At 59.5% G+C, this 20766-nt stretch carries 17 protein-coding genes; 2 read left to right on the top strand and 15 right to left on the bottom strand.

All coding sequences use genetic code 11. The features are described 5' to 3' along the window. Nucleotides 1–255 precede the first annotated feature (255 nt). The 14 genes from B5520_RS21905 to B5520_RS21840 all read right to left on the bottom strand — a co-directional run bounded on the left by B5520_RS21905 (nucleotide 256) and on the right by B5520_RS21840 (nucleotide 17733). On the bottom strand, nucleotides 256–1143 hold the full coding sequence (locus B5520_RS21905; RefSeq protein ID WP_079599174.1) for a hypothetical protein: 888 nt from the start codon (nucleotides 1141–1143) through the stop codon (nucleotides 256–258). Between the two features lie 240 nt (nucleotides 1144–1383). Beyond that, a complete protein-coding gene (locus B5520_RS21900) occupies nucleotides 1384–2628 on the bottom strand; it encodes a C4-dicarboxylate TRAP transporter substrate-binding protein (RefSeq protein ID WP_176156956.1) in 1245 nt (414 codons plus the stop codon). A 109-nt stretch (nucleotides 2629–2737) separates the two neighbouring features. Then, nucleotides 2738–4240, bottom strand: coding sequence for a TRAP transporter large permease (locus B5520_RS21895; RefSeq protein ID WP_079599172.1), 1503 nt, complete (start codon nucleotides 4238–4240; stop codon nucleotides 2738–2740). Beyond that, a complete protein-coding gene (locus B5520_RS21890) occupies nucleotides 4233–4817 on the bottom strand; it encodes a TRAP transporter small permease (RefSeq protein WP_079599171.1) in 585 nt (194 codons plus the stop codon). The genes B5520_RS21895 and B5520_RS21890 overlap by 8 nt, the downstream gene beginning before the upstream one ends. Nucleotides 4818–5100: 283 nt before the next feature. Next, nucleotides 5101–6063, bottom strand: a complete 963-nt coding sequence (locus tag B5520_RS21885; protein WP_176156955.1) for an NADP-dependent oxidoreductase — start codon at nucleotides 6061–6063, stop codon at nucleotides 5101–5103. 70 nt (nucleotides 6064–6133) lie between these two features. Further along, nucleotides 6134–6733: a nuclear transport factor 2 family protein gene (locus tag B5520_RS21880; protein ID WP_079599169.1), complete on the bottom strand. Its 600-nt coding sequence runs from the start codon at nucleotides 6731–6733 to the stop codon at nucleotides 6134–6136. Between the two features lie 50 nt (nucleotides 6734–6783). Continuing rightward, nucleotides 6784–8517, bottom strand: coding sequence for an FAD-dependent oxidoreductase (locus tag B5520_RS21875; RefSeq protein WP_079599168.1), 1734 nt, complete (start codon nucleotides 8515–8517; stop codon nucleotides 6784–6786). 320 nt (nucleotides 8518–8837) lie between these two features. After that, nucleotides 8838–9665 (bottom strand): alpha/beta fold hydrolase, encoded by an 828-nt coding sequence (locus B5520_RS21870; protein ID WP_079599167.1) that lies wholly within the window; start codon nucleotides 9663–9665, stop codon nucleotides 8838–8840. Between the two features lie 109 nt (nucleotides 9666–9774). Beyond that, nucleotides 9775–11013, bottom strand: coding sequence for an oxidoreductase (locus B5520_RS21865; RefSeq protein ID WP_079599166.1), 1239 nt, complete (start codon nucleotides 11011–11013; stop codon nucleotides 9775–9777). A gap of 430 nt (nucleotides 11014–11443) precedes the next feature. Continuing rightward, entirely contained in the window at nucleotides 11444–12271 is an 828-nt protein-coding gene (locus tag B5520_RS21860) for an IclR family transcriptional regulator (RefSeq protein ID WP_079599165.1), read from the bottom strand. A 95-nt stretch (nucleotides 12272–12366) separates the two neighbouring features. Continuing rightward, nucleotides 12367–13434 carry an FAS1-like dehydratase domain-containing protein gene (locus B5520_RS21855; protein ID WP_176156954.1) on the bottom strand — a complete coding sequence of 356 codons (1068 nt, stop codon included), beginning with the start codon at nucleotides 13432–13434 and terminating at the stop codon, nucleotides 12367–12369. A gap of 71 nt (nucleotides 13435–13505) precedes the next feature. Further along, nucleotides 13506–15581: an acetate--CoA ligase family protein gene (locus B5520_RS21850; protein ID WP_176156953.1), complete on the bottom strand. Its 2076-nt coding sequence runs from the start codon at nucleotides 15579–15581 to the stop codon at nucleotides 13506–13508. 48 nt (nucleotides 15582–15629) lie between these two features. Beyond that, nucleotides 15630–16217 (bottom strand): VOC family protein, encoded by a 588-nt coding sequence (locus B5520_RS21845; protein ID WP_079599162.1) that lies wholly within the window; start codon nucleotides 16215–16217, stop codon nucleotides 15630–15632. A 106-nt stretch (nucleotides 16218–16323) separates the two neighbouring features. Continuing rightward, entirely contained in the window at nucleotides 16324–17733 is a 1410-nt protein-coding gene (locus B5520_RS21840; RefSeq protein ID WP_176156952.1) for an MFS transporter, read from the bottom strand. Between the two features lie 338 nt (nucleotides 17734–18071). On the opposite strand from B5520_RS21840, the gene B5520_RS21835 reads away from it, so the two are divergent. Both B5520_RS21835 and B5520_RS21830 read left to right on the top strand, forming a co-directional pair. After that, nucleotides 18072–18692, top strand: coding sequence for a TetR/AcrR family transcriptional regulator (locus B5520_RS21835; protein ID WP_079599176.1), 621 nt, complete (start codon nucleotides 18072–18074; stop codon nucleotides 18690–18692). A 286-nt stretch (nucleotides 18693–18978) separates the two neighbouring features. Further along, on the top strand, nucleotides 18979–20301 hold the full coding sequence (locus B5520_RS21830; RefSeq protein ID WP_079599160.1) for an NtaA/DmoA family FMN-dependent monooxygenase: 1323 nt from the start codon (nucleotides 18979–18981) through the stop codon (nucleotides 20299–20301). A 147-nt stretch (nucleotides 20302–20448) separates the two neighbouring features. Here B5520_RS21830 and B5520_RS21825 read toward each other — a convergent pair. After that, nucleotides 20449–20766: SDR family oxidoreductase (locus B5520_RS21825; protein ID WP_139386296.1), on the bottom strand; the 318-nt coding region annotated here is incomplete at its 5' end.

The following is a 20766-nucleotide window of genomic DNA, read 5'->3' as shown; positions in this document are numbered from 1 at the left end:
CCGAAAACGCTGTGGAGCCCCACAGCCGCGGCCTAGACACTCGCACTCAGGGACCAAGCGCAAAAGCCTCATCGCTTACGAGCCCACCCAACCCACAACTATCATGTTATGAACGTTACTTTCGCTATTTCAATGAGAGCACGGCTCAAACCCGCTGTCAACGAAACATCGCGACATCCGCGAGGGCTCCATGTGGCCTTCAATCCTGAAGGGAGTAGCAAATCTAGATTCCGCTGCGTACCACTCAGCTTTTGCCTACGATAACGAGTCGGACTCACCGGTCATGTCGAAGGAAAAGAAGCGCCGGCCTGTTGGAGCGACTTCATCTACCTTCGTCACAAAGTATCTCCACCTCTCGTCGTGCAACAAGGAAGCACGAACGGAGTCCCATTTGCATTCCTCAGACAGGTCCCACGTTGACTGCACCGTAACCGTCTCGGCGAACGCCCCGGAGGTGCGCCAACGGGACAGCAGGCGCATCCCGCCTGCCCTCGCGGCTGGATCGTAATACTGGTTTAGAAGGGTCACAAGACGTGCGACGTTTTCGGCCGCAACCTCGTGCTGAATCACGACTCTTGGACGGCTACTGACCAGGTCCATTTCTGACGCGAAGGGCGGTCTGGACTGTTCCATAACCGTGAACTGATAGGTTTCGTGGTGGAGAACTCCCAAAGCGGGGTCGCGCCATTGATCAGTCTCAGCGCGTGCGGCAGGGGTGTTGCCGGATAGATAGCGCGTAACCGCACTTTCAGAGCTGAACCCTTGCTCCCATACATGGGTCCAGGTTTTCCACTGGGGTGTGCGGGCGACGGAATGTTGGGCGACTGATTCGAGGGCAAAAACTGAAGTCAGCATGTCATCGGGGCGGGTGCCGGTGATGGCATGAACGCGATGGGCCGCTTCCTCACCTTCAATGTTTAAGAGAATGAGCCGCCGGATCCCTTCTCGCAACTCAACGAAGGAGCCGGGAATTGAAAGCCCGACGACGGAGGAATCCAAGCCTGCGATGCGTTCCGGGCTCTCCTTATAGATCAAGTTGTCAAGTTGATCGGAGTGGTACCGATGGGTCATGTACAGTCCGCGATAGGTGTCTTCCTCATTAAACGTGTTTTCCCATACCAGGGTCTTTCCGTCGTCAGCCATACCTGCAGGTGATCGAAGCAATCCCGGGATGGCGGATTGAGCAGCACCTAGGGCAGTGACTGCTGCTTGGATCCGCTCAGGATCTGTTGTTCGAACCGGTATCAGGTAGTACCGCTTGAGCACGGCGATCTCCCGTCGTGACGCCATCTCAGTCGGATGGCAGGCAGAAAAAATGTCTACTTCTCATCGCTGTCACGCCATAGCTCGCCGCGACAGTCACTCAAACCGCTGGCGTCGGACCTACGGAATTTTCGACCGTACCGACTCACGCAGTTCGTTGAGGTACCAGTCGAGGTCAGGGTCCTTAAGAGACAGATAGTAGTCCTGTATGGTTTGCCCCTGCTCCGGCAGGTTCCCCAACTCCTTGGTCCTGGTTCGCCAGTCATCGACGCGGGCAACGTAGGTGTCGATGTACGACTGCGGGTCGTCGATCTGGGCCGGCGCGGTTGAGACCATATCTTTAAGGACATCCGAATATCGCTTGTCCAGCACTTTGTTCAGTTCTGCCGGGTCGTGATGAACGATGCCAGATTTCTCGGAAGCTTCGCCGAATTCTGCGGTTTTTTCGAGGTGCCCTACCGAAACGTCGTATGGCATATGCACTGCCTCTTCCTGGATGATGCGCTGAAGCTCAACCGGGAAGGAGTTCCAGACATCGAGGTTGATCGCCCAGGCCATGGCCTGGGTGTGCGGGAAATTTGCTGGAATGTGATGCTTGGCAACATCGAGATAGTTGTAGTCAATGAAGCCAAAAGCTGGTATCAACGTGCAGTCAATGACGCCGCGCTGGAGTGCTTCATACACTTCGCCGAAGGCGACTGTCGTCGGGATCATTCCGAGCGCCTCTAGGCCGACTGTCCAGATTGGCCCGGCGGCGCGAACCCTGGTTCCCTTCGCGTCGTCCAGCGAATCGATCGGCTTAGTGCATATGAGCTCGTATGGCGTGGTCGCGTTGGTGGCAAGGACCTTCAAATTGTGCGAGGCAAACTCTTCAGCGATGGGTTCGCTCTCCATGTAGTCGAAAAAGCTGGCAGCAGATCCGACCACCTGCGACTCCGCAAGAGTGTCGTACCGCACGGCACCAAGGTTGCTGGCCCAGGTTGACACCGGCAACTCTGCCGGCGAGTAGAAGGGGACGATGTCCCCCATGTCGGCGGTCCCGGTGCCGATACCATCGATGCCATCGGCACCTGCCGTGAGTAGGGACGATGCGAAGAAGTTCTCGAACGTTACTTTGCCGTCCGTGCGCTCTGTAACGGCTCGTTGGAACGCCAGCGCAGCCTGGGCACTGGGCGTTTTTTCTGGTGGGTTATGTGACACCGTGAGCTCGATGGGTTCGAGGTCTTCAAGCCAAGTAGTGCTTGTCCCTGATTCATTGCGCTCGGCGGCTCCACTGCCGCCGGTACATGCGCCGAGGAAGAGAGACGTGCTGACTGCGATCGCAGCAACACCCACCATCCGGGCAGACGACTGAATTGATGTCATTGATATTCCTCCTGGCATTGTCTTTACTGGGCTTCGTTTAGGCCCGGCGCCTGACTACCGGGCTGCCGAGGACCAACGGCTTCGTCAACCTGCATCACTCTTCCCCCACTCATCGAGCCACAAGCGCTTCTGGCAGCCAGAGGACAATTTCCGGCCAGAGGATCAGAACAATCGTGATGACGAGCGCTATGGCAACAAACGGCATGATGCCGATAAAAACGTCTGACAGAGTCACCTTGCGGCCTAGATTCACCCGGGGGTCTTGCGCAATGCGGTGCACGATAAATGTAAGTAGTCCGACCGGCGGAAAGACCATTCCGATCTCGCACATGATGATCAGGAACACTCCGAACCAGATCATGTCCACACCAACGGCTTCCAGGGGTACCTGCAGCAAGGGAACAGTCAGCAGGATCATCGGAAGTGACTCTAGGAACATTCCAAGCACGATGTAGACAAGTATGAGAAGCAGGAGCAATTCGACGCGGCCGAGATCCAGGCCCACCAGTGTTTTTGCAAGTCCTTGCGCAACACCACTGACCGTGATTGCGCGACCGATCATGAGCGCGCCGATGAGGAGTACAAATAGGCTCGCTACCGAAACGACGGATTCTTTTGTCGTTGAATTGATGAACGCGAGCGTCGCTTTGAAGCCACGGTTGCCACGGCCCAGGTTGAGCCAACCCAACACGATGGCGATGAGGGCCCCGATGGCGGCCGCTTCTGTGGGTGTAAAAATGCCGGCCAGCATACCGCCGATGATGACCAGAACAATGACCGCGATTGGGATAACGCCGATGAGTGACCGCAGCTTCTGGCTCAGCGGCACCTTCTCGACGCGGCGCGGAGCGTGGGAAGGCTTCACGAGGCCCCATACTGTCGCGACCAGCGCAAACCCCGCCGCGAGGAGGAGCCCAGGGACGATCCCCGCCAGCAACTGCGGACCGACTGGGGTTTGCGCGACGCCTGCATACAGCACGAGAAGAATGCTCGGCGGAATGACTTGGCCGAGGGAGCCGGACATGGCTACCGCCCCTGTTGCAAGGCGCGTGTTATAGCCGAGCCGCATCATCTCCGGAATAGCCATCTTTCCCAGCGCCAGCGAGATGCCTATCGTGCTGCCGCTGGCGGACGCCAGACCCGCACCGGCGAATGTGGTGCCGACGGCGAGACCAGCCGGCATCCTACCGAACCAGTACTGGGCGGCTGTGTATGCGTTCGATGCTAGTCCGCTCCTCCACAGCGCGACCCCCATGACTATGAACATCGGAAGCACGGACAAGGACCAGGACGCGACGCCGGTGTAGGTCATCGTGGCCAGGGATGACTCCACTACTCTGATTCCCCGCAGCGAGTAGAGAGCGACGCCACCCGCGATAATCATCGCGAAGCCGATAGGGAGGGCCGCAGCCATTAGCGCCAGTAGAAGGAGGATTGTCAGTATGCCGATCGTGAAGCGATCGAGGTCCCCGAAAATCATGACCGCTGAGAGAACGACCGTCGCAGCCCACAGCCCGATTACAAGGACGCTGTAAGTCTGCTGAGGGATGCCAGGGCGCTTTGAAGTTTTGGTTGGTACCGCGGCAACCGCGCGGATGACGCGATCAACCACGGTCTAGCTCCAGTTCATTCTCGATGAGCGTCTCCGCGCTCCCTGTGATTACCTGAAAAGTTCGGGCAGCTGTTGCGGCAACGTAGCCGATCAGAGCGACTACGATCATCAGCCGTCCGGGCCAGGCAAGAACCCACGGCTGCGCCACGGAGTGTTCAGATACCTGCACTGAGTGCATGAAGTCCCCGAAGGTGATCACGATCATCCACGCCCCGATTAGGCCAGCTGTCAGATCTGCTATCACAAGCGTCACACGCTGTGTGCCCCGTGAAGCCCCCTCGATTGCCAGACTGACGCGGATCTGTTCATTGCGGAAATGTGCGTAGCCTAAGCCGATCAGCGCCACTATCGGCATCCATACGGTCTCAGTTAGCTCAAGCGTGCCCGGAAGCCCACGATTAAGGCCAAACCGCAGTACAACGTCAACAGCGATGGTGAGAGCCATAATCATGATGATGAACCCGCCCACTGTTGCCGCCGCGCTCGTGGCCTTCCCAATGATTCGCACCCACAAGGGATCTCGTGACGGCGGCTCACTACTGGGCGGGCCTCCCGCCGATGCATTGACATCGCTCATGATGCGAGCCGCAGGGCGCAGGGAAAATACAGATCATGCGTCACGTCGCCCGAACAGTCTGTTAAGTAGTTCATGGACCGGCAAGAAGTCATCGCATCCATTGCTGCACCGTCTTCCTTGACTCACATTCGCGATGTGGTGGCAACTTTCGTTATAGGAAATAGTAGGCCGCTTTGCACCCGGCATCAAGCCCCCGCCTCCCTGCGTGCTGCCGCAGGTTTCGCCGCAAGCAAGGCATGGGAAAGACAGGGAGGAGGGGTAGATCGTTGCGGAGAAAAACGAACTAATGCGCCAGATTCTCTGAACCAGTCAGGTCCAGGATGATGCGTCCGCGCAGGCCGCCTTGCTCGACGAGTTGGTGGGCAAGGCTAACCTCAGCCAGCGGCACGATGCTCGCCACCCTTGGGGTAAGGACATCAAGTCCGCGTTCCCTTACCTTGGCAGTCAGACTTCCAGGAGATTCGTACGCATTCAGCACGTTAACAGACCGCCGAAGTATCCGTGGGTTCTCTGGCAGCTTCCTTGGTAGAACTTGCACCGAGATCCCCCCATCACGCAACAGGTCTTCCGTCTGCTCCCCAAGTAGGGCCGCATCGACGAGCCCGTCAATTCCCCCGGGCGCCAGCTTCTTGACCGATTCGGCGAGATCTTCGTCTCCGGAGACGACGGACGTCGCGCCCAGCTCCTTGAGCAGGGCCAGGTCGGCAGGTCGGCCGTGACCTATCACAGACATCCCCGCTCGCCGTGCCAGTTGAATCACATATCCGCCTAACACTCCCGCGCCGCCCGTCACGAGGACCGTCTTTGACGGCGCAGGCTCAAGCTGATCGATAATCATCGCTGCGGTCAATCCGTTCATCGGGATCATGCTCGCAGCCTCAAGGCCCAACTCCTGCGGCGCGGCAGCGATGGCATCACGCGGAACGATCACATACTCTGCCTGGGAACCGCCCTGAGCCCTGCGGGGGCTCACGATACCCATTACGGCGTCGCCAACATCCAGTCCCTCCTGTGGACTGTCGATTTCGTCAATAACTCCGGCAAACTCCAGGCCAGGGATCCACGGTTGCGGCACTACCTGGAATGCCGCTGCCTGAAGACCGGACCGCAGCATGAGGTCTGTTGGGTTGACTGGCGCGTAGTGGACTCGGACTCGTACTTCACCCTCCCCGGGGACGGGTTTGGGAAGGTTCTCGATTCCGATGCACTCGGGTCCCCCAAATTCGCTTACTACTGCTGCTCTCATAAAAGCTTCTTCCCTCTGCCGCACGTGCGGGCGGCGCTTGATTGTGGTGGCGTTGCTCGGCGAAGCGCGCTCAGTCGGAGACCTGCGACTGGAGCAGGCGGGCGTCATTGATGCGAAGGGGCCGATCATAGGAGGGATCATGTCGATCCCTCATCGGGGGCCTTGCCGATGAGGTAAAGGAACTCTCGGTCGGGTCGAAGTCTTTGCCAACCACGAGTCCGGTGAGGTTCTCCCGCCCGAGACGTTCGTCGGTCGCCATCCAGTCCCGGACTACGACACGCGCCGCAATCGCCCACCGGCCGTCCCGCTTCTCGAAGCGGTCGATATACCGTCCGGCAACCATTGACCATGGAGGTCCCTGTTTGTTGAGAGAGACGAAATGGTAATAGCTCTCCACGTGAGCGGTCGTGCCATCGATCTCACATGTGTGATTCAGGATCGCATGCTGGTGGCTTGCGTGGGCTTCTGCGTGTACCGCGAACGCCCAATCCAGGAATTCCTCGACGCCTCCGACGAACTGACCGTGGTCGTCAATCGCGTCCTCGTGGTATGCGGACTTCGCCAGTTCACGATCCCAACGATCCATGCCCCGCGCGTACCTGTAGACGCAATCCAGGATCTCTTGACGATCGAGCAGGTATTGCAGCGCTTCCGATTCAGATTGTTGCATAGCTTCTCCTTGGTATCCGCGCACCTGCGCGTTGAATGTCATCGGTATTCTCAGGCGCGTGCGGCAGTCGTGTCTGCGTCTGAAGCCCGTTGGTTGCCCTCCACGATGTCAAGCACCGCGCTATAGGAATTGACCATGGCCGCGCCGATCGACGAACCTGCACCGGGATAGGTGTCGCCCATGACCGACCCCGTTGTGTTGCCGCTGGCGTACAAACCAGGTATCGGTCGATTGTCGGCCGTGAGCACACGTGAGCGCTCGTCGATTTTAAGGCCACCCTTCGTGCCCACGTCCCCGGGATAAACAGCAACCGCATAGAACGGCGGCCGATCGATAGGAGCCAGGTTGGGGTTCTTTAGAGTCGGATCGCCGTAGTAGTGACCGTAGACACTCTCACCCTTTCCGAAGTCCTCGTCGACCCCCGTGCGGGCAAATGAGCTGTACCGCTGCAGCGTTTGTTTGAGCTGTTCTGCCGGCACTCCAATCTGGGCGGCCAGGTCCTCCACAGTCTGAGCCACCTTGACGTAACCACCATCCGTCCACGACTTTGGGAAACGCGACATAGGGAATGTCCGCAACAGCATGTACCGCCTCTTGCCCCTCTGGTCAAAAATCATCCAGGAGGGGACGGCAGGAGCAACTCCCTTCGCGTGCTCTGCGTACATGGCGTCCGCGAACTCCGTATACGGCGCTGTTTCGTTGTAATACCGCTTTCCCTCTCCATTGACGACGAGGGTGCTGGGCGAAGCGCGGTCGATATGCAGGAACTGCACTCGCAGATCGTCGGATCCGTCTGCAGGAACCAGGGTGGATGGCTGGCCCCAGATCTTTTCCATCAAATCCACGTCAGCTCCGATTTGAAGGCCAGCGCGGATGCCGTCACCGTCCTGGCCTTCGGGAGACATTGTCCACTCGGCCTTAGACGGCGCGGGATGGTACCGGTCGCGGAGCTCCTGGGAACGCCCGAACCCGCCGCTCGCCAGAATCACCGCACGTCGGGCGATGATCTCCGACTCAACGCCGCCGCGCTCCACCTTGACGCCGCTCACTCTTTCCGTGCCGTCTTGCTCACGGGTGGTCACGAGTTCCGTCATCCTCGTGGACAGATAAAGCGGAATACCGGCATCGCGCATCGCCAGGCGAAGCCGACCTACCAGGGCTCGCCCCGCAGTCAGCCGTGGTGTCGACACTTTGCCCTTCAGCGTCCGGTACAGCACACGGAAAATAGCGCGCTTACCCCGCCATGTCCGTGTCAGCATGTTCAGGTCGTGGAAGTCTGCGGGAGTGATGCTCAGTCCCTTTAGCGCCATTGTCGCGATCGGAGGGTTCATCAGCGGCAGGTCGCCTCCCAATTCGCGGGCGTCCAGGAGTTCTGGCGCGATGGAACGGCCCTCCGTGAGGCCACCGGGGAGCTCGGGGTAGTAATCGGGGTATCCCTTTGCCCAGTGGAAGCGAAACCAGCGGCTCGCTTGTTCAAGTTCGGAGAGCATCCGGGGACCGTCCTGAAGGAAGGAATCCCGACGCGCCTTTGACACGCGTTCACCCACGGTGGCGTCAAAATAAGTGCTGGCCAGTTCAGGCGTATCGGACGAACCCTCGCGCTTCAGAACGTGATTCGCAGGAATCCAGACGATTCCGCCCGATACTGCCGTCGCACCGCCGTATCGGTTTTGCGCTTCAATGACGACGCAGGAGAGGCCGCGATTGTGGGCTGCGAGGGCGGCCGTCATCCCACCTGCTCCGGAACCGACAATGACTACGTCGAACTCACCTTCCACAGTCATTTCGTGTCACCGCCGTTGGAAATCATATCTGTGACGGGGCTGCAGGCCTCCCCCTCAACTGGGAAGTTTTCGACCAGGTCCCCTGGACCGCGATTTGGCATGGTACTCCTCTTCGAGTAGGCGCTACTGCGTTCAGCGGTGCACCGTGTACACAGGAGGATGAGAGGCTCATCGCGTCCGGATACAAGTGAGCGCTAGACAGCTATCAGGATATGAATAAAACTATCATAATACGATCACAAGCGAAAGATGTTGATTACGAAACTCTTCTCGCCGTCGTCGTGTTCTCGCGTTGTACTGCTGGAACAACCCCGCCACGGTTAGGGGCGGAGAAAATCGAGGAGGACCTCATGGAACCGGTCAGGCTGTTCGATCTGGGGACAGTGGCCAGCATCGTCGATCACAACAACCCGGGCATTGGGAATCGGTGCAGCTGCCTCCGCTGCCCAGCCCGCCGGCTTCAGCTTGTCGTACTGGCCCTCGATGATCAGCGTCGGGATCGTTATGCCCTCGTATGACGGCGTGGAAGAAGACGTTCGCGCAGGGGCATTTGGTCGTCGGAACCTTGCGGACGCGACAGCCTCCCAAGCGCCCGGCTCGAGGCTGATCTCGTGACGCCGCGCAAGATAGGCCGGGTCGTCATTCCACTGTTCTCCATGGAATAGAGCAACCAAAAGCTGCCGCATCGAGTCGACGGACCCGTCGTAATCAAAGAGCGCGTTGACATGCTCGTTCTTGTTGATTTTCCCGCCGCCACACACACTGACGATCCTTTTGGCGGGCAATACGGGGCTATCGGAAGCTGCATCCGAGAGCAGCAGTGATCCAGCAATTGAATTACCCACGAACGTGGCATCCGTTATGCCAAGCTCCTCACAGAATCGGCCTAGGTGCAGCAGCATCTTACGAGTTCCGAGCACGAAGTCATGAACTTTGGCGCTCTGGCCGTAGCCGAGCCAATCCGGTGCGATCACCCGAAAATGTTTGGCCAATTCGCCTATATTTCGTTCCCACCCGAGCTCGGCAGATCCTCCGAACTCACCGCCGTGGAGGAGCAGAAGAGGTTCTCCTGATCCCGCTTCCAGGTAATGAGTTGTAAGACTGTCGACGGTGACGAACTGCGACTGAACGGTGGCTTGAGTGCTCACAGGGAATCCTTTCAAGAGCTTAAGTGGTAAGGCTCAATGGCCTGACTTTGGTGATTTACCTGAGTTGCACGCGACTGCAACTTCTTGTACGACAGCAGCGATGGTGGCGTCAGGCGCCGCTGAGGGCGTGGTGGTTTTTGTCGAAGGGAGTAACGCTGTCGAACTGACCTGTACGGACCTTCGAAACCCACATAGGGTCGGCGATGAGAGCCCGCCCAAGTGCAACAATGTCAAATTCACCCGCTGCAAACTGGTTTGCCAAGTAGCTGAGGCGCTCCTCCGGTGATTCGGGAATCACGACGGGTATCTTTTCCGCCGTTGCACCCGCTCCACGGAATTCGGTATGAACTCCAACCGAGCCCACAGTAATGACCGCTTTGTCCGTGAGTCGCTTTGTCCAGGCCGCAAGACTTAGCGTCGGGTCATCATTTGGGAACTCCGGGAGCCAGTGCCGGCGTGTGGATGGATGAAAAACATCGACTCCTGCGTCCACGAGAGGGGTTAGTACGTTTTCGAGTTCTCTGGGCGTAGTAGCAATTCGCTCTTGGTACCGGTTTGCCTTCCACTGCGAGAAGCGGAAAACGATGGCAAAATCGTCACCGACAGCGGAACGCACGGCCCTCACAACCTCTACTGGCATTCTGGTCCTTTGCCCATAGGCGCCGCTTCGCTTATTCGTCCGTTCCCATAGGAATTCATCGAGGAGATAGCCGTGGGCGCCGTGCAACTCAACGCCATCGAAGCCTATTTGTTGTGCGAGTGCGGCGGCTTCGGCGAAACTCGAGATAACAGCGTCGATCTCCCCAGTTGTCATCGGCTGACCCAGAGGTTTACCATCCAGATCTATTCCCGAAGGGGACTGGGGAGCAACTCCGGGATTAAGGGGAGAAGTGGTGCCACGCAGGGCTCCAACATGCCACAACTGGGGAATGATGGCACTCCCTGCAGCGTGCACATCCTGGACCACTTCCCGCCACCCGTCTGCAGACCTAGGGGTGAGGTGTGGAACCGAGACCCGGTGACCAGAGGCCGTACCAGCAATATAAGCGCCTTCTGTGATCAGCAATCCCACTCCCCCTTCAGCTCGAAGTCGGTAGTGCTCTGCATTCTCCGGCGTGGGGACCCCGGTCGGCGACATCTCGCGGGTCATGGGGGCCATGGCAAACCGGTTACGAAGGTGAAGTGATTTGACGTTATAGGGCTCAAACAGCGCAGCGAGCGGTCCGCCTGCGGCGTAGCTGTCGCTCTTCCCGTCGCCTCCAGTCCCGGCTTTTTCACCGGTGATCCCGGAGCCGGGCACAACTCCCTTGCCCTGGATGCTTCGCTCCGTTGGCGGGTTATTACTCATGAAATCCCAAACTCTCTTCAATGAACCAGAAGATGCACACTGCTATTGCTTGCAGCACCACTAACAAGCAGGAGGTACTGGTGAAGTCTTTCCGGCAGCCCCAAGGTGCCTGAACTACTTTCGCAATAATAGTGTCACACGCACATTATGAGGGTCAAGGATTGTGCGGTCGCAAGGAACAAGGCTGGATTCCAAGGATCGGGAGTCGCCCATGAAGAGTAAAAACGCCCCCCTGGGTAGCTGTACGTGAAAAGTCAGCGCTAACGCTGTAACTTTCCACGTATGAGCGCCGACGCTTCAGCTCAGGGTGGCGCCATGCAGCTCCACATCACCTCGCGTGATGCTCGGCCAAGAGTAATGGTGGGTTGGAGAGCGCAGCAACGGCTGGCAGGGCAGGCTAACTGACGCCTGAGCAATCCAACTAAATTGCCTAGGATTCTTTCTCAGAACTGGGATCTCCCTCCGCGTCTATGCGGCGGGCCTCCGTCAGGACATCGACGCACTCCTGGAAGTGTTTCGCATCTTCGAAACGGTGAATGGGTACGGTGATTGACAGCGCGGTGCGCGGCCACTGTCCTCCCTCAAAGAGCGGCACGGCGATGCCGCAAACACCGGCAGCATACTCCTGACGGTCCAGCGAGTAACCACGCGACCTTGTCTCCTCAAGGTCCTCAAGAAGGTCGGGAAATGAAGTGATCGTATGGTCAGTACGTCCTTCAAGTTCGCCACTTACAGGGCGAATACGCTCAAGCTGTGACTCCGGTCCGAAGGCAAGAAGCGCCTTTCCTGATGCGCGCGCATGAATGTAGCCACTAACACCGACCCTTAAATCCGCCACCCTAACGGCATGACTTCCCTCTTCTACCGCAACCACTGTCACGCTGCCGTTCTGCCAGGCAGACAAGTACGCGCTTTCGCCAGTAGCTTCTACCGCCGTCCTCAACAGACGCATCGCAAGGGGTGACGGGCGCCAATCGTCTTCCACTCGCGAACTCAAGTCCAGGATTTTGCCGGCAGCAAGTTTGTACTCGCGCTCGTTCCGTTCGAGATATCCGACATGGACCAAGGTTGCGAGCAGGTGCGAAGTGGTCGCGATGTGCAAATTAACGGCACTGGCAATCGACTGTGCCCGCATAGGTTTTCTCGACTCTGCAACAACATCAATGATGGTGAAGGCGCGGGCGACCGATTGAACCAGATCCTTGGGAGCGTCGGCCTGGGTGGGAGACGTGTCATCAGCGGTGCGTGTAGTTGCCATGCGGTAATTATACTCGCATTACGAAACAAACCACCAGCGCAAACGATCGCTGTAAGGGATGATCGTTGAAGATCCGGACCACTATCCTAACTGATTCAGCTGCTGCACATCTGTGCCAGCGACACGACCCCGACTGCAGTAGTTGTCTCAACACCGAGTTGATTGACAGCACTCAACGTAACCTCGGCGCATGCCCCATGTGCCTTATCAATGAACCGCCGCGTTACTGTGCCGCCGATCCACTGAGTGTCACCGAAGATGTTCGGCTGCTTGATGCTGACCGCGAGCGAGAGGAGGTCAGCGTCGTCCCCCATCCAATTGGTCAGGCAGTGCGCCATCCACGCGACGCGCTGATTCCCGGTGTCGTACGGCCCGGGCATGCCCATCGCACGCGCGACAGTTGCATCCTGATGCCCTAGGCCAGGAAAAGGCTCAGCCAGGAAGTGCTCCGCGGCCAAGTTTGTTGGTGCGGAGGGATGACCTGTCTTGATCCGTTCCTGCTGTCGAACGCGCGTTTCAACTCCTCGGTATGCAGCGGTACCGATGGCTCCCGCGTAGTATGCAGTCATTGTCAGGAGGTCCAGGGGCCCTTTCACCACCTCGGGTACAACGTCGCCGACGGACACGAACTCTGCGAAGCGTGTGCCTTTGCCTCGGATTTCCTCGGCGAGAATCCCCCGACGGATCCTCTCCCTTTCGTCAGCGGTGTAAACGTGGGGCTGACGCGGTTCGTGCAGCTTGCCTCGAAACCAGGCGTCGACACAGACCATCCGGTTCCTAACGGTGCCAACGAGTTCGCCGCCGACTAAGTAGTCAGTGCGACCGACTTGCTCTACCCCCCGCCCCGAGCGGCGGCCCTGGCGTTCGCGAACGTCTTCTACGAAAGTGCGGGCCCATACCCTTTCTCCAAGCCGGATTGGGCGACGGAATTCGAGTGTGGCACCGACCTGGATGGTCTGGATTCCTTCAGGAATTCCCATTGCAACTTCAGCGTCGCATATCGAGTAGAGGAATGTAGGGGGCGCGACGCGGCCGCCGAAGCGTGTCATTCGAGCATACGAGTCGGACAACCACAATGGATTTTCGTCGCCAATGCCCCAAGCATAGTGGCGGATGGAGTCGGAGCTTGCTTCTTCGTTCCATTGCACGACGACGGCCGCCATACCGATTGAGCCCTTTATATGGGCGACGTCCTCATCACTGAGTCCTTTCGTCGGGAACGTCGCAGGCCGCGTCATCCTGCCGTTTGTGATGGAGTGCTGATCGAGACGACGGCGTCGACTGTGGTGACGGTGGCCGTTGCAGGGTCCGCGAGGATGGGGTTGAATTCGAATTCGTGGATGTCGCCGTGTTGCTCCGCCCAGCTGATGATGCCCGTGACCGCGTCAGTGAGGGCTTCGAGGGTTTTGGAGCCGGTGTCTTGGCGGAGGTTGGCGGAGACAATGCGGGCGTTGGTGATGGCCTGACGGATCTCGGGCCTCGAGACAGGGAGCGGGAGGATCGTGATGTCATCGATGGCTTCGGTCATTGCCCCACCGGTGCCAAGAACGAGGACGGGGCCGAATTCCGGGTCACGGCGCAGTCCTACAAGGAGTTCTGTTTTTCCGGGTGCCATGGCCTGAACAGATATTGTTGCAGTGCCTGTCTGGATAGCGGCGAGCTGGTTCGCCGCTGCGCGTGCGGCCTCGGTGTTGTTGATCCCGATGAACACGCCTCCGACATCTGCTTTATGAAGGATCTGGGCGTCATCGATTTTGATTGCGACCGGGAAGCCAATTTCTTCTGCGGCGCGTACGGCGGCGTCTGCATCATTTACGGTGCGACTTGCGGGGACGGGGACACCGGCTTCGGCGAGGGACTGGGCGACCTCATGCCAGGTCAGGTTCTGAATCTGCCCCGCCGGCGTGTTTTTCAAAGCTGCCCCGATGAGGTTGCCGCGGTCAGCGCGCGTGCGTTGAACTTCCGACCAGGAGGAAGCCGCAGCGACGGCGTCCAGTGCCCGCCCTGGGGTGGGCAGGGAGAGCACTCCTGCTTCGCGCAGGATCCCGGCCTGGGCCGCCGTGACCCGGTCATCTTCAGACAGGGGAACCACCAGAACGCGCACAGTCTCAGGAATGGCCATCGCGGCGATGCCTGCGGCCAGTTCATCAAAGTCGTGTGCGAGCCGGGTCGCAGTCACGATGAGCCATCCGTCCTGCGTTGTGCTGATGACCCGCTCCACGATGCGCAGGTAGTCGGCGGTTGTTGACTGGACTCCGACGTCGATGGGGTTGCTGAGGTGATGGCTGCCGACCGCTTCACCGATCGAGCGAAGCGTGTCCGGTTCGATGTCCCGGAAGCCCAGGTTGCGGTCATCGGCCATGTCATTCCAAAGCCCGACCTGAGCGCCGGAGGTGGTGACGACGGTCAAGTCATGGTCTGGGCCCTGGAGTCGTCCGTGGAAGACGTCGAAGGTCTCGGTCAGGTCGAGCAGCTCCTCCGGGGAGGTGCACACCATCCCGAATCGGTGGCGCAGGACGCTTTGGGCGACCCGGCCGCTGCCTGCCAGCTTCCCGGTGTGGGACTGGGCGCTCATCGCCCCACGGGCGGACCGGCCCAGCTTAAGGACGATGATGGGGATGCCACGTTTGCCTGCCGCCTCGGCTGCTGCCTCGACGTCGTCGTTCGGGCCGAAGCTTTCAACGATGCATGCGAGCACGTGCGTGTCCGGTTCAGCGGTCAGCCAGCCAGCCCAGTCAGTAAAGCCCAGGGAAATCTCATTACCGGAACTTGCCCAAGCACTCAACCCACTTGTACCGCGCGCGATCAAAGACTGCATGAGCGCGTTTCCCAGCCCGCCACTCTGACTGAACAACCCCACATGCCCTGCCGGGATGGGGGTGCGCTGCAGGACCGAGGAAAATGTCGCAGTCAGCGACCGGCCAACATGCATAAATCCAATGCAGTTAGGACCTATCAGCCGGGTGGTGCCCTTAGCCAGTTCCGCGCGGAGCAGCTCATCGCGGTCGACCCGGCCGGTTTCGCCGAATCCGGCCGCAAACGCGACCGCGAAGGGCACCCCAAGCGTCACGCACTCGCGCAAATCCTCAATGACCCTGTCGGCCGGCCCCACGAGCACGGCAATGTCCGGCACCTCCGGCAGGTCGGAAAGAGACGCCGCCGTTGGGACACCGAGCACCTCCTTGTGTACGCTGCTGACTGCGTAAAAGCGCCCGCCAAATCCCAACCGGGAGAGGTAATCAAGGGTCCGGCCCGAGGTCTTCCATGGGTCCCGGGAGGGGCCAACAACAGCCACGCTCTCTGCGTTCAAAGGGTTATCAATGCGCACTTTGCGCTGAACAGTCACGTTTTCCAACTTCTATTTTCCTTCGGTCCGTCGTACAGTCCCGGGTCGGCGGATGACCGGAACCTCGATTGCCTCGATCACCAAGCCCAGATCTCTGTCCGTATCAAAATAGGCAAATCCGCCATCGCCGCCCACCCCATAGCCACGGGCGGTCTGCGTGACCTGGTAGCCCCACCCCGCCATCAGGGTGATGGCAGCGTCAAGATCCTCGACGTACACGCCGAGGTGATGCAGGCCCGTCCGCCCCTGGGAGATGAAATCATGGTAAATACTTGGGCCGGCCAGGGGCTGAATCAACTCAATCTGAGGGTTGGAACTGGCCATCGCAATGTCCATCGCGAACACGCCTTCTTCCCCCCCTACCCGGGACCAGGGCATGAACTCCTGGTCATACCGGTAACACTGCCACTCCCCGATCCCGAAAGCGCGGCCATAAAGATTGATTGCCTCCCCCAAATCAGGCACCACGATCCCGACCTGCCCCACAGTTCCCAGGGGAGTTGAACCCCAGGACGGCGCCACAGGCAGGGACGACGCAACATCAGATCCAGCGCGACCAGCGCCAGAAGAAAACTCTCTCGATACGATAGGAACATTCATAATATTATTGTTTCCGCGATCAGTCCCGATGTCAACGAGTCACTCAACCACAGCACGATGATCGATGATTGAACGAGCAGGACTTCGTTCACTGCTCGTTCAATCATCAGTGGGCGTTTGCGACTGGCGATTCGCTCTCCGCCACCGTGTAATCGCTGCTCCGTTTGTTGCGTTTTCCAATGGCCAGGGTGCCGAGCAGCGCTCCGAACGCGATGATTCCTGCTGTGGTGAATGCAGCCTGCCCTGCGGAGACCGTCTGGGCGACACTGAGGGCCCCGGCGTGCATGGAGTTGGATCCGATTGTGTAAGCCGAGACGAGCACGGCTCCGCCGGCCGCACCCGCGAGCTGCTGGGCGGTGGTGAAGGCGGCGCTCCCGTGAGGGTAAAGATCCGCACGCAGGGACGACAGAGCCAAGGTGGTCATCGGGGCCCACATCATTGCCTGCGCGGCTGACATAACGAGGTAGGCGGTCAGGAAGGCCCATACTCCATTGCTTTCGTCCAGGGTGCTGAGCAGCCAGATGCTCGCGGTCCAGACAATGGCGCCGGGAATTGCCAGCGGTCGAGGCCCAAAGCGGTCATAGACCCGCCCCCCCACAGCTGACACCAAGGAAATGACGGCCCCGCCCGGGACCAGGAAGAGTCCGATGGCCATTGTTCCCAATCCAAGGGCATCAGTGAGGACCAATGGGAGGACAAGCAGGACGCCAAAACCGTTCAGTGCAATGAAAATCATCACCAACAAAGGCACGACAAAGGACCTTGTCCGGAAGATCCGCATGTCGAGAAACGCATCACCACGGCGCTGCAGAACGACTTGACGGTAAACAAATGCGGCGACACCCGCCAGACCCAGTGCAATGGGGATGAGCGGTGAAATGGCAGTGTGTCCCGCCACAGATTCGCCGATGGATGCAAGTCCGTAGACCAAAGCGCCGAATCCGACCGCGGACAGTGCGACAGACACCAGATCGAGGGTAACCCGCTCCGGGGTTGTGATGTTTTTGAGCTTAAGGGCTCCCAGCCCGAGCGCAACCAACGCCAGTGGCAGGACGAGGACGAACAGAAAACGCCAGGGCAGATAAGACAACACCAGCCCTGACACAGCTGGGCCGAGGGCCGGTGCAATCGCCGGCACCGCCGTAACCATTGCCATGATCCGACCTCGACGGGACTCCGAGACCAAGCGCATCGTTGTTGTCATGAGCAGCGGGACGAACACGGCAGTACCCGCAGCCTGGATGATGCGGCCGGTGAGCAGGAAGCCGAAACCCGGTGAAGCAGCCGCGATTGCAGTACCGATTATAAAGAGCGACAGAGCACTTAGAAAGATAGTTCGCAGGTGGAAACGCTGCATCACGAACCCTGTTGCCGGGATCAACACGGCCAGGGTTAGGAGGTAGCCCGTTGTAAGCCACTGTCCCAGTGAGGGCGTGATGCCCAAGTCAGATATTAGGGTCGGCAGCGCGACACCCAGCAGCATCTCATTCAAAAGGACAAGGAACGTCGAGCCCATTAACAGCCCTATTACAAGCGCGTTTCCCGGCGCGAGGCGCGGGGAGGGGGCAGGGGTCCGCGGGTGGGCGGCAGCGGGAATCCCTACCGCTTTCAAGTCCGTCATATGTCTTCGTTCTCCGAGATAGGTTGGCAAAAAAATCGAGGGGGGTCTTGTCCTCGCCGTGCTCTCTCCAGCACAGGCGCTGGTGCAGCTTGTGATCGCAACCGAGATGCAACAGCTCCCAGGGAGATCTACGCACGGTTGCAGTGACATGAGCGAAAAAGGGAGATAGTCTCCTCTTACAGGAAAAACCATACGGAGAGCCTCTCCGTTTTGTCAATGTGAAGGTGAACACGATGTCTACCAGTCCCGGGACAAAGGGCCGCCCACGCGCGGATGCTCAGCGCAACAGGGACCATATCCTTGATATCGCGGACCGATACTTCTCCGAGCACGGAGTAAGCGGTTCCCTGGACGCGATCGCCAAGCAGGCCGGCGTCGGCGCGGGGACACTGTACCGGCACTTCCCCAACCGCGAGGTACTTCTTGCCGCTCTTCTCTCCGCTCGGGATAACGAGCTGGAGTCCCGACGAGATGCCATACGAGCAGAATCAACTAATGCCGCCAGCGCGCTTGAGCTGTGGCTCGGCGCCCTGAGCGATTGGGCCAGCGCCTTCGACGGTCTTCCGGAGCCCCTCCGCGCGGCGACCGCCACTGGCTCCTCTCCGCTAGGCATCACCTGCCAGGGCTATATCACCACTACTGACGAGTTCCTTCATGCAGCTCAACGGGAGGGCAGCGCACGCCGGGAGGTGAGAGGGAAGGATCTCTTCCTCGCTGCGCTGGCAACAAGCTGGGTCCGCGGCGCGGCCATGGCGGATGACTTTTCAGCGGCGGCCCTAAGCTCCCTCAGCAGGAACGGATGGTCTACATGCGCCGGTGCTGAGGCGAGCGGCAGCAACGGTCGCACGGCTTAGTAGCATCCATCTTGACGACCCTTCAGGCTGTCCTTACCACCCAAGCTGGCCAGCGGAAACCGGCGGCGTCTATGCCACACCGGAGCCTCTCGGCCAGAATTTGACATTGACACTTATGTCAACGTTGCACCATGGCTTTGTGAGCCAAATCAGTTTCGCTCCTGCCCGCCTGCCCTACGCGGATGGACCCAAGTGACCCGCCTGGTGATGCACCCTCGTCCCGCGGGCGTCGCTGGGCCGCTGAACGGCTGATCCCCTTCACAATCAATCCACTTCGAAGGACCTTATGAGCAAGCGCAAGATGATCCTCGGCATGCAACTCGGCAATGGCTATGGGTCGCAGGTATCCGCCTGGGGCGTGCCCGGCGTCGACCCCTCCAACTACACAAACTATGACGCCCTGGTGCGCTACGCCCAGGCGGCGGAGCGCGGTAAATTCGCTTTTCTTTTCCTGCCAGATACACCAGCGCTAACAGGCAACTTGGAGCACGAAGCTCCCCAGATGACGCTTGACCCCATGATGGCCCTGGCCGCCATAGCGCGGGGAACCCAGCGCATTGGACTGGTAGCTACAGGATCCACCACGTTTAATGAGCCCTACAACATTGCCCGGCAATTCAAAGCACTCGATGTCATGAGCCATGGACGCGCCGGCTGGAATGCGGTGACCACCAGCGACCCAAAGGCTGCCGCCAACTTCGGGCAGGACATCGCCCCCCGGCCGGAGCGATACCAACGCGCCCACGAAAGCATCCAAATTGCTCAGGCCCTCTGGGGCAGCTGGGAAAAGGATGCCTGGATTAGAGACAAGGCGGCCAGACGCTTTGCTGATACCTCCAAGATTCAGCCAATAAACCTTCGCGGTGAACACGTTTCCTCGCGAGGGCCGCTCCCCATCCCGCCATCCGAGCAAGGTCAGCCTGTCATCTTCTCGGCTGGCGGCGGGGAATACGGATTGGGACTCGCCGGGAGGTACGCCAGCGGAGTCATCGGTGCCGCTTTTACCATTGAGGACGCGAAAGCCCAACGACAAGCGGCACGGGATGCAGCAAGTCGGGCAGGTCGCAACCCCGACGAAATCAAGTACTTCGCAGGAGTCATGCCTGCCCTCGCGGCCACCAAGCGTGCAGCGCTGGACCGCCGACTGGCGCTTGGGGAACAATCTTTTCCTGGCAGGGTTGCCTACCTTGGTTCGATGCTTGGCCTGACTCTCGAGCCAAGCCAGCTGGATAAACCGCTGACGCAACAGCAGCTTGCGGCAGCACAAGCCAGTCCCTTCGACCCCCGCTCGCGTCGTGCTCTTGACGTTGCTCGAGAAGGCTGGACACTCCGGGAGATACTGGCACACGGAGTCATCGACTACCACCCCACCCCGGTAGGTGACGCAACCGTCACGGCAGATCATATGCAGGAATGGTTTGAATCGGGAGCAGTCGACGGCTTCTGGGTATCAATCGACGTATACGAAGATGGAATTGACACCTTCGTCGACGAAGTGGTTCCGCTGCTGCAGGAACGGGGCTTGTTCCCGGCCGAATACGAGGGTTCCACCCTTCGCGAGCACTTGGGCGTACCCGAGCAGTACGGGCTGGACACGAGACTTCAGTAGGGCGAGAGGTTCACAGCTCCATTCGGTTATTACTCGAAGCGGGCAGAAGCAAAAAAGGGCGGTGGGGGTTTGCCGCGCCAGCGACAAACCCCACCGCCCTTTCTGGACACTATGCCTATGTTGCGTTAGCCAATTCGGCGCGCCCTGCTAAGCCTGGCTAGCCGTGCCGCCGGTGAGCTGCACCCGTGTTGTGGTCGCTCCACCGAACACTTCCGGTCCCCGCACCACTGCTTCGGCGCCGCCGTCAATGAATACCAACTGGCCCGTAATGTGGGTGTTCTCCTCCCCCGTCAACCACGCCAGCAACCTCGCTACGTCCACCGGCTCCGCCGGACCATGCAAGCGGATCGGCACCCCGGCCAGGAGACTTGCCCTGCCCTCCTCGGTAGCCAGGTACGGCGCCGTCATGGGGGTAACGATGACGCCCGGGGCCACGCCGTTGAGCGGGATGCCCGCCCCTGCCCA

It is taken from the genome of Arthrobacter sp. P2b, from assembly GCF_900168295.1.
Lineage (GTDB): Bacteria > Actinomycetota > Actinomycetes > Actinomycetales > Micrococcaceae > Arthrobacter.
Note: the sequence above shows the minus strand (reverse complement) of the source record. Positions and strands in the feature narration are given on the sequence as shown.